Raw genomic sequence first — 14,074 nt, 5'->3', positions numbered from 1 at the left:
TACCGAACAGAGAAAGAGGCGAGACGGGATGCGCCCGGAGCGTCAGGACGGAACCAGTGGTGGCGGGCTGCTGGTCCCGATGGACTGGATGTACGCGGAGTACGTCGCCGACGGCATGCTGCGGACCGGCGATCTGATGGAGCCGTCCACCCTGGAGTACCGGGCCGGGCGGGACGCCCTGGCCCTCACCGTCTTCCTCTCCAGCGGTGCTGTGCCCGGCGCGCTGCCCGCGTCCCGGCTGGACGAGCTGAGCCTGCTGACGGCGTACGGGGCGGCCTGGTGCGGCTGGGTCCGCGAGCGCTTCGAGGCGCTCGACGCGGCCCGGGAGGCCGGGGCGGACGGCCCGGACCCCGATCTGCTGCTGGCCCGGGTGGCCTGGCGGTGGCTGCGGGAGACCGAGCTGCTCGCGGCCGACCTCGACGCGATCGGCGCGCCGCCCCCGGACCTGCCGACGGAGCGGCCCGGTCCGCGGGACGCGGCCCAGGACGCGGCCCAGGTCTGGACACCGGCCTGGCAGCTGGGGCTGCCGCTCGGTCATCTGGCGATCCATCTCCACTGAGCTCCGCCGGTCAGGAACCGTGCACCCCGGCACGGTACTTCGGCAGTCGTACGGTGATCTTCATCCCGGCGCCGATGCCGGTCTCCATGACGAGTCCGTAGTCGTCCCCGTAGACCTGGCGGAGCCGTTCGTCGACGTTGAGGAGGCCGATGCCGGTGGAGCGGCCGCCCTCGCCGCGCAGGATCTGGCGCAGCCGTTCCGGATCCATGCCGGTGCCGTCGTCCTCGATGACGACCTCGGCCTCGGAACCGGCGTCGAAGGCGCTGATGGTGATCCGGGTCGTGGTCTTCGCCTCCTCCGCTTCGCCGCGGGCTCCGGGAACCGCCCCTTCGAGGCCGTGCTTGACGGCGTTCTCGACCAGGGGCTGGAGGCAGAGGAACGGCAGGGCGACGGGCAGCACCTCGGGAGCGATCTGGAGGGTGACCGCGAGGCGTTCGCCGAACCGGGCCCGGACCAGTGCCAGGTACTGGTCGATGGAGTGGAGTTCGTCGGCGAGCGTGGTGAAGTCGCCGTGCCGCCGGAAGGAATACCGGGTGAAGTCGGCGAATTCCAGCAGGAGTTCGCGGGCCCGCTCCGGGTCGGTGCGGACGAACGAGGCGATGGCGGCCAGCGAGTTGAAGATGAAGTGCGGGGAGATCTGGGCCCGCAGCGCCCGGATCTCGGCCTCGATGAGCTGGGTGCGGGAGCGGTCGAGCTCGGCGAGTTCCAGCTGTACGCAGGCCCAGCGGGCGACCTCCCCGGCGGCCCTGGCGAGGACCGCGGATTCGCGGGGTGCGTAGGCGACCAGACTGCCCAGTACGCGGTTGTCGACGGTGAGCGGTACGGCGACGGCCCAGCGCAGCGGGCAGTCGAGGTCGTCGCAGTCGCTGCGGAAGGCGGTGTCCCGGCCGTTGGCGAGCAGTGCGCGGACCTGGTCCATGACGTGGCGGCCGTGGTGCTCGCCCTCACCGTCCCAGACGAGCACCCGGTCGCGGTCGGTGAGGCAGAGGGCGTCGGTGCCGAGCAGGGAGCGCAGCCGGCGGGCGGATCTGCGGGCGCTCTCCTCGGTGAGCCCGGCCCGCAGCGGGGGTGCGGCGAGTGAGGCGGTGTGCAGGGTCTCGAAGGTGGCGTGTTCGACGGGGTTCCCGACGTCGCTGGGGCGCAGCGGGCGGGCGGCGCGGCGGCCGAGCAGGTATCCGGCCCCGAGCAGCAGGAGGGCGAGCGGGACGAGCGCCGCCCAGCCGGCTCCGGTCATCGGTGTCTCCCGGAGGTCAGCGCTTCCGGCAGGTGGAAGCGGGTCATGGCGGCGTTGGTGCCGGGCGGTATCCGGCCGGGGGTGGCGAGGGACACCAGGACCATCGCGAGGAAGCCGACCGGCACCGACCAGACGGCGGGCCAGGCGAGCAGGGCGTGCGGCCAGCCCGGCGGCTGCACCGCACCGCTGACGGTGATGGTGACGGCCAGGAACGCGGAGCCGCCGCCGAGGAGCAGTCCGGCGATGGCCCCGGGCGGGGTGAGCCGCCGCCACCAGATGCCGAGGACCAGCAGGGGGCAGAAGGAGGACGCGGAGACGGCGAACGCCATGGCCACGGAGTCGGCCACCGGCACCCGGCTGACCATCAGCGAGCTGGCCAGCGGTACGCACATGGCGAGGACCGTGGCCAGCCGGAAGTGCCGTACCCCGCGCGAGGGGAGCACGTCCTGCGTGATGACCCCGGCGACGGCCATGGTGAGCCCGGAGGCGGTGGAGAGGAACGCGGCGAAGGCGCCGCCCGCGATGAGCGCGCCGAGCAGGTCGCCGCCGAGCCCGCCGATGACCCGGCCGGGCAGGAGCAGGACGGCCGCGTCCGCGTCCCCGCCGTGGATCAGCTCGGGGGCGTAGAGGCGGCCGAGTGCCCCGTAGACCGGGGGCAGCAGGTAGAAGACGCCGATGAGGGCGAGGACCGCGACGGTGGTGCGGCGGGCGTCGCGGCCGTTGGGGCTGGTGTAGAAGCGGACGACGACGTGCGGCAGGCCCATGGTGCCGAGGAAGGTGGCGACGATCAGTCCGTAGGTGGCGTACATCGGGTGCTCGGCGCGGAAGACGGGGAGCTGTTCGGTGAAGGAGGCGCGGGGGCTGCCGTCGCCCCGCCAGGCGAGCACCAGGAAGATCGCGGGAACCAGGAGCGCGGTCAGTTTCAGCCAGTACTGGAAGACCTGGACGAAGGTGATGGAGCGCATGCCGCCCGCGGCGACGGCGATGACGACGACGGAGGCGACGAGCACGTCGCCGAGCCAGCCGGGCGCCCCGGTGAGGATCTTGAGGGTGAGGCCCGCGCCCTGGAGCTGCGGCACGAGGTAGAGCCAGCCCGCCGCGACCACGAAGACGCTGACCAGGCGGCGTACCTGACGCGATTCCAGCCTTCCTTCGGCGAAGTCGGGCAGGGTGTACGCGCCCGAGCGGCGCAGCGGCGCGGCCACGAAGACCAGCAGCACCAGGTATCCGGCCGTGTAGCCGACCGGGTACCAGAGCATGTCGGGGCCGTGCACGAGGACCAGTCCGGCGATGCCGAGGAAGGAGGCGGCGGAGAGGTACTCGCCGCTGATGGCGGCGGCGTTGAGCCGGGGGCGTACGGTGCGCGAGGCGACGTAGAAGTCGGAGGTGGTGCGGGAGATGCGCAGTCCGAATCCGCCGACGAGCACGGTCGCGAGGACGACGGCGGCGACCGCCGCCACCGCGTACGTTCGGCTCACGGCGTGGGGCGGCCTTCCACGAGCCGGGCGAAGTCGCGTTCGTTGCGCTCGGCCTGGCGCACGTACCACCAGGCGATCAGGGTGAGCGGCGGGTAGGCGGCGAAGCCGAGGACCGCCCAGACCAGTGCGGAGCTGTGCAGGGCCTCGAAGACCAGCGGCAGGGTGCCGGCGACCAGCGCGACGACGGCGAACGCGGTGAGCCCGGCCCGCAGTTGCCCGCGCATCAGCGAGCGGACGTACGCGCCGCCGAGCGCGGTCTGCTCGTCGATCTCCGACTGGGTGCGGTAGCGCGGCAGCGGGCGCACCCGCCGGGGCTCCCCCGTCACCACTTCGCGCCGGGGCGCTGGCTCTGCGGACATGGGCCCGGAGTGTACGCAGCACCGGACCGTCGTGGGAAGGCCGGGCTCCGGTCGGGCCTGGTCAACGGCTGGTCAGCGGCTGGTCTGGCGCATCAGCAGATCGCGCAGGGCGCGGGTGTGGCGTCGGCTGACGGCCAGTTCGGCGCCGCCGATGCGGACGCTCATGCTGCCCGCGTCGAGGCGGAGTTCGTCGATCCGTCCCAGGGCGACGAGGTGGCGGCGGTGGATGCGGACGAAGCCGCGGGAGCGCCAGCGCTCCTCCAGGGTCGTGAGCGGTACGCGGACGAGGTGGCTGCCGGCGGCGGTGTGCAGCCGGGCGTAGTCGCCCTGGGCCTCGGCGTAGGCGATGTCGTCCACGGGGATGAAACGGATGACTCCGCCGAGTTCCACCGGGATCTGGTCGCCCGGGGCGTCGAGCACGGGCGCGGTGCGGTCGCCCACCTGTTCGGCCACCCGGCGCACCGCTTCGGCCAGCCGCTCGCGGCGTACGGGCTTGAGTACGTAGTCGACGGCCTTGAGGTCGAAGGCCTGGACGGCGAAGCCCTCGTGGGCGGTGACGAAGACGATGAGCGGCGGGGCGGCGAACCCGGCCAGCAGTTGGGCGACGTCGAGCCCCGTGAGGCCCGCCATGTGGATGTCCAGGAAGACGACGTCGATGGCGGCCGGGTCGTCCGGCCCGGCGTCGACGGCGCCGCCGATGCGGCGCAGTGCCTCGGTGGCGCCGGTGGCGCCCTCGGCGCTGCGGATGCGGGGGTCGGCGCGCAGGAGGTAGAGGAGTTCCTCCAGGGCGGGTTCTTCGTCGTCGACGGCGAGTACGCGGAGCATGGCCGGAGTGTAGAGCGCACACCTGGCCCGGGGGGACTGGTCGCGCCGCGGATTCTCCGTCCGCGGGCGGTCATCCGGGCAGGCGGGACACGCGGCGGTCGGCCAGGGGCCGGTCGCCGGTCCGGCAGGCCGGGCGGTACGGGAGCGCGGAGTCGCTGGACGACACCTCACGGATGGTGTCGCCGCAGACGGGGCACGGCTCACCGCACGCCCGTGGACCCGCATCCCGCTCCTCTTGCCGGCCTTGAGCTCCTTGGCCGCGAGCCCGGCGGAGCGGGCCACCGCGTCCCGGAGTGTGGTGCGCGGGGCGGTGTACAGCCGGGCGATGCCGGGCACCTCGGCCGGGTCGCGTACCAGGTACACGGCGAGGCGCTTGGCGGTGCCGGCCTCGGTGAGGTCGAAGCCGTCGCCGCCGGTGAGAACGGTGCGCAGCGCCAGGGGGCCTTGCCGGGGCGGGACGGGGCGGGGCGTCGGGAGGGGCGTCCCTCCCGCGCAGCCAGCCCGCCCGGGCGAGACGGGTGATCAGGTGGAGCGGCCCGGCCTCGATGTCCAGGTACGTGCCGTGCCGGGCGACCGCGGTGACCGTGGCGCCGTGCAGGGCGGTGAGCGCGGGTCGCAGGTCTTGAGCACGCCGACGTTGAGCGGCGGGACGCGGTCGGTCTCCTTCCCGGCCAGGTGGCCGCCGGGGAAGATCCGCAGGGTTTCGGTCTCCGGCAGTCCGGGCATGGCTCCAGACTGCCGAAGGGCCCGGCGGGGCGCCTGTCAGAGCCGGTAGACCCGCTCGGCGGTGGTGGCCAGGACCTGGCTCCGCTCGTCCTCGGTGAGGGCGTCGGTGAGGCGGTGCGCCGCGTCGACGACCTCCCCGTACGTCGCGGCGAGCCGGCAGACGGGCCAGTCCGAGCCGAACATCAGCCGGTCGGGGCCGAAGGCGTCCAGGACGGTGTCGGCGTAGGGGCGCAGGTCGCGCACGGTCCAGTCGCGCGCATCGGCCTCGGTGACCAGGCCGGAGAGTTTGCAGACGGTGTTGGGCCGGGCCGCCAGGGCCCGTATGTCCTCGGCCCAGGGGTGAAGTGCGCCGGAGGCGACGGGGGGTTTGCCCGCGTGGTCGAGGACGAAGGTCAGCTCGGGCAGCAGGGCCGCGGCCTGGACGGTGGCGGGCAGCTGGCGGGCCTGGACGATGAGGTCGTAGACGAGTCCGGCGTCGGCGACGGCACGCAGCCCGCGCAGCACGTCGGGGCGGAGCAGCCAGCCGGGGTCGGGTTCGCCCTGGACCTGGTGGCGGATGCCGACGAGCCGGTCGCCGCCGGGGAGCGCGCGCAGGGCGGCCAGGGTTCCGGCGACGTCCGGGGCGGTGAGGTCGCACCACCCGACCACTCCGGCGACCAGGTCGCTGTCGTGGGCGAGGGCCAGGAATTCGGGAGTCTCCTCGGCGACGGTGACGGTCTGGACGAGGACGGTGGCGCGCACTCCGGCGGCGCGGGCCTCGGGCTCCAGATCGGTCAGGGTGAAGTCGCGGCGGAGCGGGGCGAGTTCCTCGCCGGTGATCCAGTCCTGGTCGCGCACCGCGAGGTCCCACACGTGGTGGTGGGCGTCGATGACGTGCCGCTCGGCGGTCATGTCACAGCTCCCAGGCGACCGGGAGGCCGGCTGCGGCGCCTTCGGCCGAGTAGTCGTGGGAGACATCGAGCAGTTCGTCCATCCGGGCCTGCCAGGCCACGTTGACCGGCAGTTGTTCCAGTTCGGCGAGGAGTGCGGCGTAGTCCTCGCAGTCGATGACGTGGAAGAGGTCGGTGCCGCTGCGCCAGATCGTCCAGGAGGTGGCGCCCGCGGCGCGGATCGCGGCGGTGAGTTCGGCGGGGACCTCGCGGTGCGCGGCCTCGTACGCCTCGACGCGGTCGGCGCGGACCTTGGTGTGCAGGGCGATTCTCATGTCAGTGTCCGTTCTCGGTGAGCAGGCCCTCGGCACGCAGCTCCTCCCAGAGCTGGTCCGGTATGTCGCGGCGGAGCAGAGCGGCGGCGTCGTGGACCTCGTCCGGGGAGCGGGTACCGACGAGGACTCCGGCGACGGCGGGGTGGGCGAGCGGGTAATGGAGGGCGGCGGCCCGCAGCGGGACTCCGTGGCGCTCCGTGACGGCCTTGATGCGCAGGGCCCGCTCCAGCAGGGTGCGCGGAGCGGCGGTGTAGTCGTAGGTGGCGCCGGGGCGCGGATCGGCGAGCAGCCCGGAGTTGAAGACCCCGCCGACGACGACGCCACGGCCCCGGGCAGCGGCCTCGGGCAGCAGTTCACCGAGCGCGGACTGGTCGAGGAGGGTGTAGCGCCCGGCGCAGAGGACGACGTCGGCGTCGGTGTCGCGGAGAAAGCGGGTCAGCATCGCGGTCTGGTTCATCCCGGCGCCGATGGCTCCGACGACGCCCTGGGCCCGCAGCCTCTCCAGCTCCGGATAGGCCTCGCGGAACGCTGCCTCGCCATGGTCGTCCGGGTCGTGGAGATAGGCGATGTCGATGCGGTCGAGGCCGAGCCGTTCCAGGCTGTCCTGGATGCTGCGGCGTACGCCCTCGGCGCTGAAGTCCCAGCGGCGGACGTGGGTGGCGGGCACGGCGAAGCCTTCGCTGAGCCCGTCGGGGCCGGTTTCGGGGACGGCTCCGGCAGGGAGTGGGTCGAGCACCCGGCCGACCTTCGTGGACACGACGTACGCGTCGCGGGGCCGGTCGCGCAGGGCCTCGCCGAGCCGCCGTTCGGAGAGGCCGAGTCCGTAGTGCGGCGCGGTGTCGAAGTAGCGGACGCCCTCGGCCCAGGCGGCCTCGACGGCGGCGGCCGACCGGGCCGGGTCGACGGCGGTGTAGAGATTGCCGATGGCGGCTGCCCCGAACGACAGCTCGGTGATCTCGACCGCGCTGTTTCCCAGTGTGTTGCGCCGCATGCCTCCGCCGCCCTCCCCGATGATCGCTTCCTGCATACAGCGAATATTCATCGGATCACTTGGACGCGTCAACACCTCAGGCGCCATCAAATCCGGCACCTTTCAGGAAACCTGTCCGATCTATAGTCGTTCGACTCTATGGCGTTTCGGCTCTATGGCCGCCCGCCTCTGTGGCCGCCCGGGGCGTTGGGGTCAGGTGCCGGGCCGGACGACAGCAGGGCGAGCAGCTGCGCGACCTCCTCGTCGGCACAGCGCGCCAGCCGCTCCAGATCGGGCAGCGCCTCCCCGTCGGCGACCAGCCCGACCCGCACCCGGCCACCGTACGTGGCGAGCGCGACGGCGAGGGCCTGGCCGCGGGCCAGCGGCGCCATCGGGTAGACGGCGCGCAGCGGGCAGCCGCCGAGCGAGAGCGCCGAGCGCGGCAGGGGCACGCTGGTGACCAGGACGTCGAAGAGCATCCTGGCCGCGCCCCCGGCGAGCGGCGCGCCGAAGCGGTGGGCCAGCGAGGGGAGCTGGTCGGCGAGTACGGCGACCGCCCCGGCACCGCGCAGCGGGCCCGCGGCCTTGTTGCGGTCCATGGCGGCGCGTACGGTGCCGAGCCGCCGCCAGGGGTCCGGGTCACGGACCGGGAGCGGGAGCAGGTAGCCGGAGAGCAGGTTCCCGCTCGTCGCGGGCCCGCCGGGCCTGCGGCGGGAGACCGGGACCAGGGCGCGCGGGTCCTGGCCGGGCAGTGGTTCACCGCGCTCGCGCATCCAGCGGCGCAGCGCTCCGGCGACGACCGCGAGCAGGACGTCGTTGACGGTGCCGCCCGCGGCGCGGCGGATGCGGTGGAGGGCGTCGAGGTCGAGGTCGGCGGTGGCCAGACGCCGGGTGCCGCTGGAGCGTGCGGTGAGCGCGGGTGTGCCGCGCGGGTCGAGGCGGCTGGCCCGCACCATGGAGGCGCCGACGCCGAAAGCCCGCCCGAGGTCCTCGATCCGGCGCAGCCCGATGGGGCCCGGAAGCCAGGAGCGGGGCGGTACCGGGCGTGCCCGGCGGCCCGGGGCCCGCCCGGCGGTGGCGATCTCGTCGAAGATCCCGGACCCGATCGCCACCGCCCGCATGCCGTCGGCCAGTGCGTGGTGGAGCTTGACCAGCACCGCGAAGGGGCCGCCGCGCGCGCCGTCGATGAGGTACATCTGCCAGGGCGGCAGCCCCCGTTCGAGGGGGCGTTCCATCAGTTCACCGGCGAGCCGGGTGGCACCGGCCATGAAGCCGCCGTTCGCCTCCCGCCCCTCGGCCCCGGTCAGCCGCACCCGGCGGACGTGCCGCCGGACGTCGAAGTCCTGGTCCACGAACCAGGCGGCCCCGCCGACCGGCAGCAGCACGTCCCTCACCCGCATCCGCAGCCGGGGGACGGCCGCGGCCCGGCCGCCCAGCAGGGCCAGCAGGGCGTCCGCGTCCGGCGCGGGGGACGATCCGGCCGCATCCGGCGCCGGGCCGAAGACGGCCAGCGCGCCCAGGTGCATCGGATGGGCGGGGGATTCGAGATGCCAGAAGGCCAGGTCGAGCGGGGCCAGCAGCTCAGTGTCCAACGGGTCCTCATGTCGTCGCGGCGTCATCGAGAGGGCGTCGGGAGGCGGAACCGACGAAACCGCAGTCAATCCTTACGGTCGGTTACGGTCAAGTACAGACATGTAGTGATCCATTACGCTCCAGCGGGGTGCCATCCGGCGTCACCCGTGTGCCCGTGCGTCATGGGCACGCCGAGCCGTCCCCCGGCAGGCCACGCGTGTACCGGGGTGTCACCCGCCTACCGGGATGACGAACTCGCACCAGACGCACTTGCCGCTCCCCCGGGACTCCACCCCCCACAGGTCGGCCAGCCGGTCCACCAGCATCAGCCCCCGCCCGGAGACCCCGGTGTCCCCCGCGTCACGCCGTCTGGGCAGCGCGCTGGAGCGGTCCTCGACGTCGACCCGCAGCCGCCGCTCGGGACCGGCGAGCACCCGGATCGTGACGATGGCCCCGCCATCCGTGTGCATGAGGGCGTTGGTGATCAGCTCGTCGGCGGCCAGTTCGATCTCGTCGGCCCGCTCCTTGGCACCCCAGGCGCGTACCGCCGCCCGGATCATGTGGCGCGCGGAGCTGAGCGCCTCCGGGTCGCTCTGCGCGACGTGCTGCTGGAGACGGCCGCCGGGCTGCGGGGCGTGCGCGGCCTTGCGGCGCAGCAGCAGGACCGCGACGTCGTCCTCGCCGCCCCGCTCGTCGACCGCCGCGCAGAGCCGGTCGGCGAGCCGCTGGAGGTCCTGCGGGCCGTCGCGCACCATGGTGGCCAGCAGGTGCATGCCCTCGTCGAGATCGGCGCCCGGCAGCTCCACGAGCCCGTCGGTGAACAGCACCAGGGTCTGGCCTGGGTCCAGCTCCACGGTGCTGACCGGGTACTCCAGCCGCCCGAACTCGGCCGAGAGCCCCAGTGGCAGTCCGCCCTCGGCGGAGAGCCTGCGGCAGCTGCCGTCGCTCTCGCGTACCAGCGGGTCGACGTGCCCGGCCCGGACCAGCTGCACCACCCCGGTCGTCAGGTCGGCCTCGGCGTAGGTGCAGGTCGCGAAGCGGTCCGTGTCCAGCTCGTGCAGGAAGACCGAGGCCCGCGCCATCACCGTGGCGGGGCTGTGCCCCTCGGCCGCGTAGGCCCGCAGCACGATCCGCAGCTGCCCCATGACGGCCGCCGCGTGGGTGTCGTGGCCCTGTACGTCCCCGATGACGGCGCCGACCCGTCCGCCGGGCAGCGGGATCACGTCGTACCAGTCGCCGCCGATGTCCCGGCCCAGCCGGGCCGAGCGGTAGCGGACGGCGATCTGCGCGCCGGGCACGTCCGGGATCCTGCGCGGCAGCATGGCCTGCTGGAGACCCTCGGCGAGATCGTGCTCCTGCTCGTAGAGCATGGCCCGCTGGAGGCTCTGCGCGATCGAGCTGCCGAGCGCGACCAGCAGATTGCGCTCGTCCGGGGTGAAGCCGTCCTTGTCGCGGTAGAGCAGGCCGAGCGCGCCGATCGGCCGGGCCTGGGCGATCAGCGGCAGATAGGCGGCCGAGGTGATGCCGAGGTGGCTGATGTGGGGCCACAGGATCGGGTAGGAGGCGGCGAAGTCGGCGGCGGACTCGATGAAGCGCGGCACGAGCGTGCGCACCACCTCGCTCATCGGGTACTGCTCGTCCGTGCGGGTGTACCGGGTGCCCGGTACGAACGAGTCCTCCGGGCCGTCGGCCACCAGGTGGATGCGCCCGGACTCCATCAGGCCCATCACCAGGCTGGTCGCGCCCAGGAGCGCCAGGCCCCGGGAGTTCTTCAGCACCTCGATGACGTCACCGACGGTCCGGGCGTGCGCCAGGGCGGCCGTGGTGCCGTCCACCAGGCTGGTGCGGCGCCTCCGCTCCAGGTCCAGCTCGCGGCGGGCGGTGGAGTCGGCCAGTTCCTGGGTCGCGTCACGGACGATGCCGATGATGCGGCGCGCGCGGCCGTCCGCGTCGCGCCGGATGAAGCCCTGGGTGTGCGTCCAGCGCAGACCGCCGTCGCGCCGCCTGATCCGGAAGTACGCGCCGTAGTTGGCCTGCCCGCCCTTCAGCGCCCGCGCGACCATGGCGTCGAGCCGTTCGCCCTCGTCCGGCGGCACCCGGATCCCGAGCGATTCCGGCCGGTTGTCGTACTCCTCCGGCCGCAGGTCGAACACGTCGAGCGCGGGCCGGTCCATGTGCATGAGGCCGCTGTCGAGGTCCCAGTCGAAGCTGCCCATACGGTTCAGGGCGAGACTGAGATCCGGGTGGGCGGGCCAGTCGTCCGGGAGTGACAGGGCACCCGCTACCCGATCATCCATGCGGGTCACTCTGCCACCATTTGTCCGATTCTTCGAGCGAACCTCGCGCGGTCGGGCGAATCGCCCGGGGTGCCACCCGACCGGCACTGCGGGCCGCCCGGGATGCCGCAGGGCGGGGCGGGACGTCTCGTAGGGCGAACCGGCCGCGGCGCGCCGCGGGGCAGCGGATACCGTGTCCGTGGGCACGGTAAGTCCAGCCTTACCTTTACCCTGAGCTGCACAGACCGCACCAGTTCGTTCTAAGGACCAGCACCTGATGACCCGCCCCGTCCGTATCGCCATAGTCGGAGCCGGCCCCGCCGGCATCTACGCGGCGGACGCGCTGCTGAAATCCGACGCCGCCCAGGACCCGGGCGTTTCGATCGACCTGTTCGAGCGGATGCCCGCCCCCTTCGGCCTGATCCGCTACGGAGTGGCCCCGGACCACCCGCGGATCAAGGGCATCGTCCAGGCGCTCCACCAGGTGCTCGACAAGCCCCAGCTGCGCCTGTTCGGCAACGTCGACTACCCGAACGACATCGGCCTCGACGACCTGCGCTCCTTCTACGACGCGGTGATCTTCTCCACCGGCGCCGACGCCGACCGCGCGCTGGACATCCCGGGCCACGAACTGGACGGTTCGTACGGCGCCGCCGACTTCGTCTCCTGGTACGACGGCCACCCCGACGTCCCGCGCACCTGGCCCCTGGAAGCCGAGAAGGTGGCCGTGCTCGGCGTCGGCAACGTGGCGCTGGACGTGGCGCGCGTCCTGGCCAAGACGGCCGACGAGCTGCTGCCGACCGAGATCCCGGCCAACGTCTACGAGGGCCTCAAGGCCAACAAGGCGCTGGAGGTGCACGTCTTCGGGCGCCGCGGTCCCGCTCAGGCCAAGTTCAGCCCGATGGAGCTGCGGGAGCTGGACCACTCGCCGAACATCGAGGTCATCGTCAACCCCGAGGACATCGAGTACGACGCGGGCTCGATCGAGACCCGGCGCAACAACAAGCAGGCCAACATGGTCGCCTCCACGCTGGAGAACTGGGCCATCCGCGACGTCGGCGACCGGCCGCACAAGCTGTTCCTGCACTTCTTCGAGTCCCCGGTGGAGGTCCTCGGCGAGGACGGCCGGGTCGTCGGCCTGCGCACCGAGCGGACCGAACTCGACGGCACCGGCAACGTCAAGGGCACCGGCGCGTTCACCGACTGGGACGTGCAGAGCGTCTACCGCGCGGTCGGCTACTACTCGCAGGAGCTCCCGAAGCTCCCGTTCGACGTGGTCTCCGGTACGGTCCCGCACGCCGCGGGCCGGGTCCTGGACGGCGGGGAGCACCTGCCCTCGGTGTACGTGACCGGGTGGATCAAGCGCGGCCCGGTGGGACTGATCGGCCACACCAAGGGCGACGCCAACGAGACGGTGGCGTGCCTGCTGGAGGACCGCGCCGAGGGGCGGCTGGCCGCGCCCGTCCGCCCCGAGCCGGAGGCCGTCACCGCCTTCCTGGAGGACCGCGGCATCCGCTACACCACCAAGCAGGGCTGGCACCGCCTGGACGCCCACGAGCAGGCGCTGGGCGCGGAGCAGGGCCGGGAGCGGATCAAGGTCGTGGAGCGCGAGGCCATGCTGGACGCCTCCGAGCCGCGCGACTGACCCGTACACAGCCGCCCCGCACGACTGACCCGTACACGCCGCCCCGCACGAGACCGGCCGGCCGCGCGTAACGCGCGGCCGGCCGGGGGGGGCAGCCCCGTCCACCTCGGCAGGGCCGCCCGGTCCGTGGTCCCGGGGCTCAGCGCCCCTGGAGCGCCTTGACGTTGTCGCCGAAGGTCCACCCCTTCGAACCGTCCCAGTTGAGCGACCAGGTCATCAGGCCCTTGAGCCCGTTGCCGTAGTGGTTCCAGGCCTGGGCGACCTGACCCGTCGACATGTACCCGCCACCGGCGCCCGGCTGGGCCGGGAGCCCCGGCACCTGCTTGTCGTACGGCACCCTGATCGTGGTGCCCTGGACGACGAGCCCCTTGTCCAGACAGTCCGTCTGGGCGGTGAAGCCCTGGACGGTGCCCGCGGAGTACGAGTCACCGGCGCAGCCGTACATGCTGCCGTTGTAGTACTGCATGTTCAGCCACCACAGGCGGCCGTTGTCCGCGTACTTCTTGATGATGGGCAGGTACGCGCCCCAGATCGAGCCGTAGGTGATGCTGCCGCCGGTGACGTAGGCCGTCTCCGGTGCCATCGTCAGGCCGAAGTTCGAGGGCATCTTCGCGAGCACGCCGTCGATGATGCGGATCAGGTTGGCCTGCGAGGCCGAGAGCTGGCTGATGTTCCCGCTGCTGGTCAGACCGGTCTCGATGTCGATGTCGATGCCGTCGAAGTTGTACTTCTTCAGGATCGGCACCACGGTCTCGACGAAGCGGTCGGCGACCGTGCTGGAGCTGAGGTCGATCCCCGCCGTGGCGCCGCCGATCGACATGAGCGTGGTGAGGCCCGCGGCCTTCGCCTGGCACATCTCGGCCGGGGTCGGGACCTTCACGGTCGAGTCCATCCCGTCCTCCCACTGGACGGTGCCGTCGGAGAGGATGACGGGGAAGGCCGCGTTGATCACGTTGTAGCCGTGCTGCGCGATCCGGCTGTCGGTGACCGGGATCCAGCCGAGCGGCGGGTGCACGCCGTTCGCGGCTCCGTCCCAGTTCTCCCAGTAGCCCTGGAGCACCTTTCCCGCGGGCTTCGACTTGACCGCGCAGGTCTCGTCGGCGGCGGCGCTGGGCGTCGCCGCCACCAGCATCTGTACGGCGCAGGCCGCCGCGAGGCCGACCCCCAGCAGGCGCGATATCCGACCGGACATTGGGCACTTCCCTTCTCGAATGGCATGCCCCTGA

The 14,074-nt window shown here is 72.9% G+C and carries 12 protein-coding genes and 1 pseudogene; 2 read left to right on the top strand and 11 right to left on the bottom strand.

From position 1 onward, the window contains the following. Nucleotides 1-28: 28 nt before the first annotated feature. Entirely contained in the window at nucleotides 29-559 is a 531-nt protein-coding gene (locus tag ACFVWY_RS09935; protein ID WP_389869233.1) for a hypothetical protein, read from the top strand. A gap of 10 nt (nucleotides 560-569) precedes the next feature. Here ACFVWY_RS09935 and ACFVWY_RS09930 read toward each other — a convergent pair whose 3' ends face one another. The 10 genes and pseudogenes from ACFVWY_RS09930 to ACFVWY_RS09885 form a co-directional block, all read right to left on the bottom strand. Continuing rightward, on the bottom strand, nucleotides 570-1,793 hold the full coding sequence (locus tag ACFVWY_RS09930) for a sensor histidine kinase (protein ID WP_389869231.1): 1,224 nt from the start codon (nucleotides 1,791-1,793) through the stop codon (nucleotides 570-572). Then, nucleotides 1,790-3,271, bottom strand: a complete 1,482-nt coding sequence (locus ACFVWY_RS09925; RefSeq protein ID WP_389869229.1) for a cation acetate symporter — start codon at nucleotides 3,269-3,271, stop codon at nucleotides 1,790-1,792. The genes ACFVWY_RS09930 and ACFVWY_RS09925 overlap by 4 nt, the downstream gene beginning before the upstream one ends. Next, on the bottom strand, nucleotides 3,268-3,630 hold the full coding sequence (locus ACFVWY_RS09920; protein WP_389869226.1) for a hypothetical protein: 363 nt from the start codon (nucleotides 3,628-3,630) through the stop codon (nucleotides 3,268-3,270). Before ACFVWY_RS09920 ends, ACFVWY_RS09925 begins: the two co-directional genes overlap by 4 nt. A gap of 72 nt (nucleotides 3,631-3,702) precedes the next feature. Next, nucleotides 3,703-4,455: a LytR/AlgR family response regulator transcription factor gene (locus tag ACFVWY_RS09915; protein WP_389869223.1), complete on the bottom strand. Its 753-nt coding sequence runs from the start codon at nucleotides 4,453-4,455 to the stop codon at nucleotides 3,703-3,705. Between the two features lie 70 nt (nucleotides 4,456-4,525). After that, nucleotides 4,526-5,181 (bottom strand): annotated as a pseudogene (locus ACFVWY_RS09910) (DNA-formamidopyrimidine glycosylase family protein). 36 nt (nucleotides 5,182-5,217) lie between these two features. Further along, on the bottom strand, nucleotides 5,218-6,072 hold the full coding sequence (locus tag ACFVWY_RS09905) for an amidohydrolase family protein (protein ID WP_389869222.1): 855 nt from the start codon (nucleotides 6,070-6,072) through the stop codon (nucleotides 5,218-5,220). Nucleotide 6,073: 1 nt separating this feature from the next. Then, a complete protein-coding gene (locus ACFVWY_RS09900) occupies nucleotides 6,074-6,385 on the bottom strand; it encodes an L-rhamnose mutarotase (protein WP_389869220.1) in 312 nt (103 codons plus the stop codon). A 1-nt stretch (nucleotide 6,386) separates the two neighbouring features. Further along, nucleotides 6,387-7,376 carry an aldo/keto reductase gene (locus ACFVWY_RS09895; protein WP_389869707.1) on the bottom strand — a complete coding sequence of 330 codons (990 nt, stop codon included), beginning with the start codon at nucleotides 7,374-7,376 and terminating at the stop codon, nucleotides 6,387-6,389. A gap of 152 nt (nucleotides 7,377-7,528) precedes the next feature. After that, nucleotides 7,529-8,947 carry a wax ester/triacylglycerol synthase family O-acyltransferase gene (locus ACFVWY_RS09890; protein ID WP_389869217.1) on the bottom strand — a complete coding sequence of 473 codons (1,419 nt, stop codon included), beginning with the start codon at nucleotides 8,945-8,947 and terminating at the stop codon, nucleotides 7,529-7,531. 210 nt (nucleotides 8,948-9,157) lie between these two features. After that, nucleotides 9,158-11,224, bottom strand: coding sequence for a SpoIIE family protein phosphatase (locus ACFVWY_RS09885; protein WP_389869214.1), 2,067 nt, complete (start codon nucleotides 11,222-11,224; stop codon nucleotides 9,158-9,160). 256 nt (nucleotides 11,225-11,480) lie between these two features. Between ACFVWY_RS09885 and ACFVWY_RS09880 the strand changes: the two genes are divergently transcribed. Beyond that, nucleotides 11,481-12,848 carry an FAD-dependent oxidoreductase gene (locus ACFVWY_RS09880; protein ID WP_389869213.1) on the top strand — a complete coding sequence of 456 codons (1,368 nt, stop codon included), beginning with the start codon at nucleotides 11,481-11,483 and terminating at the stop codon, nucleotides 12,846-12,848. A 139-nt stretch (nucleotides 12,849-12,987) separates the two neighbouring features. Here the strand turns inward: ACFVWY_RS09880 and ACFVWY_RS09875 are convergent, their stop codons facing one another. Further along, nucleotides 12,988-14,040 carry a chitinase gene (locus ACFVWY_RS09875; RefSeq protein ID WP_389869210.1) on the bottom strand — a complete coding sequence of 351 codons (1,053 nt, stop codon included), beginning with the start codon at nucleotides 14,038-14,040 and terminating at the stop codon, nucleotides 12,988-12,990. Nucleotides 14,041-14,074: the final 34 nt, after the last annotated feature.

This window comes from Streptomyces sp. NPDC058195 (assembly GCF_042883525.1).
Lineage (GTDB): Bacteria > Actinomycetota > Actinomycetes > Streptomycetales > Streptomycetaceae > Streptomyces.
Note: the sequence above shows the minus strand (reverse complement) of the source record. Positions and strands in the feature narration are given on the sequence as shown.

Coding starts and splice junctions, on each gene's coding strand:
- ACFVWY_RS09885 (WP_389869214.1), bottom strand. CDS start 11,224: ATGGATGATCGGGTAGCGGGTGCCCTGTCACTCCCGGACGACTGGCCC.
- ACFVWY_RS09935 (WP_389869233.1), top strand. CDS start 29: ATGCGCCCGGAGCGTCAGGACGGAACCAGTGGTGGCGGGCTGCTGGTC.
- ACFVWY_RS09880 (WP_389869213.1), top strand. CDS start 11,481: ATGACCCGCCCCGTCCGTATCGCCATAGTCGGAGCCGGCCCCGCCGGC.
- ACFVWY_RS09915 (WP_389869223.1), bottom strand. CDS start 4,455: ATGCTCCGCGTACTCGCCGTCGACGACGAAGAACCCGCCCTGGAGGAA.
- ACFVWY_RS09875 (WP_389869210.1), bottom strand. CDS start 14,040: ATGTCCGGTCGGATATCGCGCCTGCTGGGGGTCGGCCTCGCGGCGGCC.
- ACFVWY_RS09895 (WP_389869707.1), bottom strand. CDS start 7,376: ATGCGGCGCAACACACTGGGAAACAGCGCGGTCGAGATCACCGAGCTG.
- ACFVWY_RS09920 (WP_389869226.1), bottom strand. CDS start 3,630: ATGTCCGCAGAGCCAGCGCCCCGGCGCGAAGTGGTGACGGGGGAGCCC.
- ACFVWY_RS09900 (WP_389869220.1), bottom strand. CDS start 6,385: ATGAGAATCGCCCTGCACACCAAGGTCCGCGCCGACCGCGTCGAGGCG.
- ACFVWY_RS09905 (WP_389869222.1), bottom strand. CDS start 6,072: ATGACCGCCGAGCGGCACGTCATCGACGCCCACCACCACGTGTGGGAC.
- ACFVWY_RS09930 (WP_389869231.1), bottom strand. CDS start 1,793: ATGACCGGAGCCGGCTGGGCGGCGCTCGTCCCGCTCGCCCTCCTGCTG.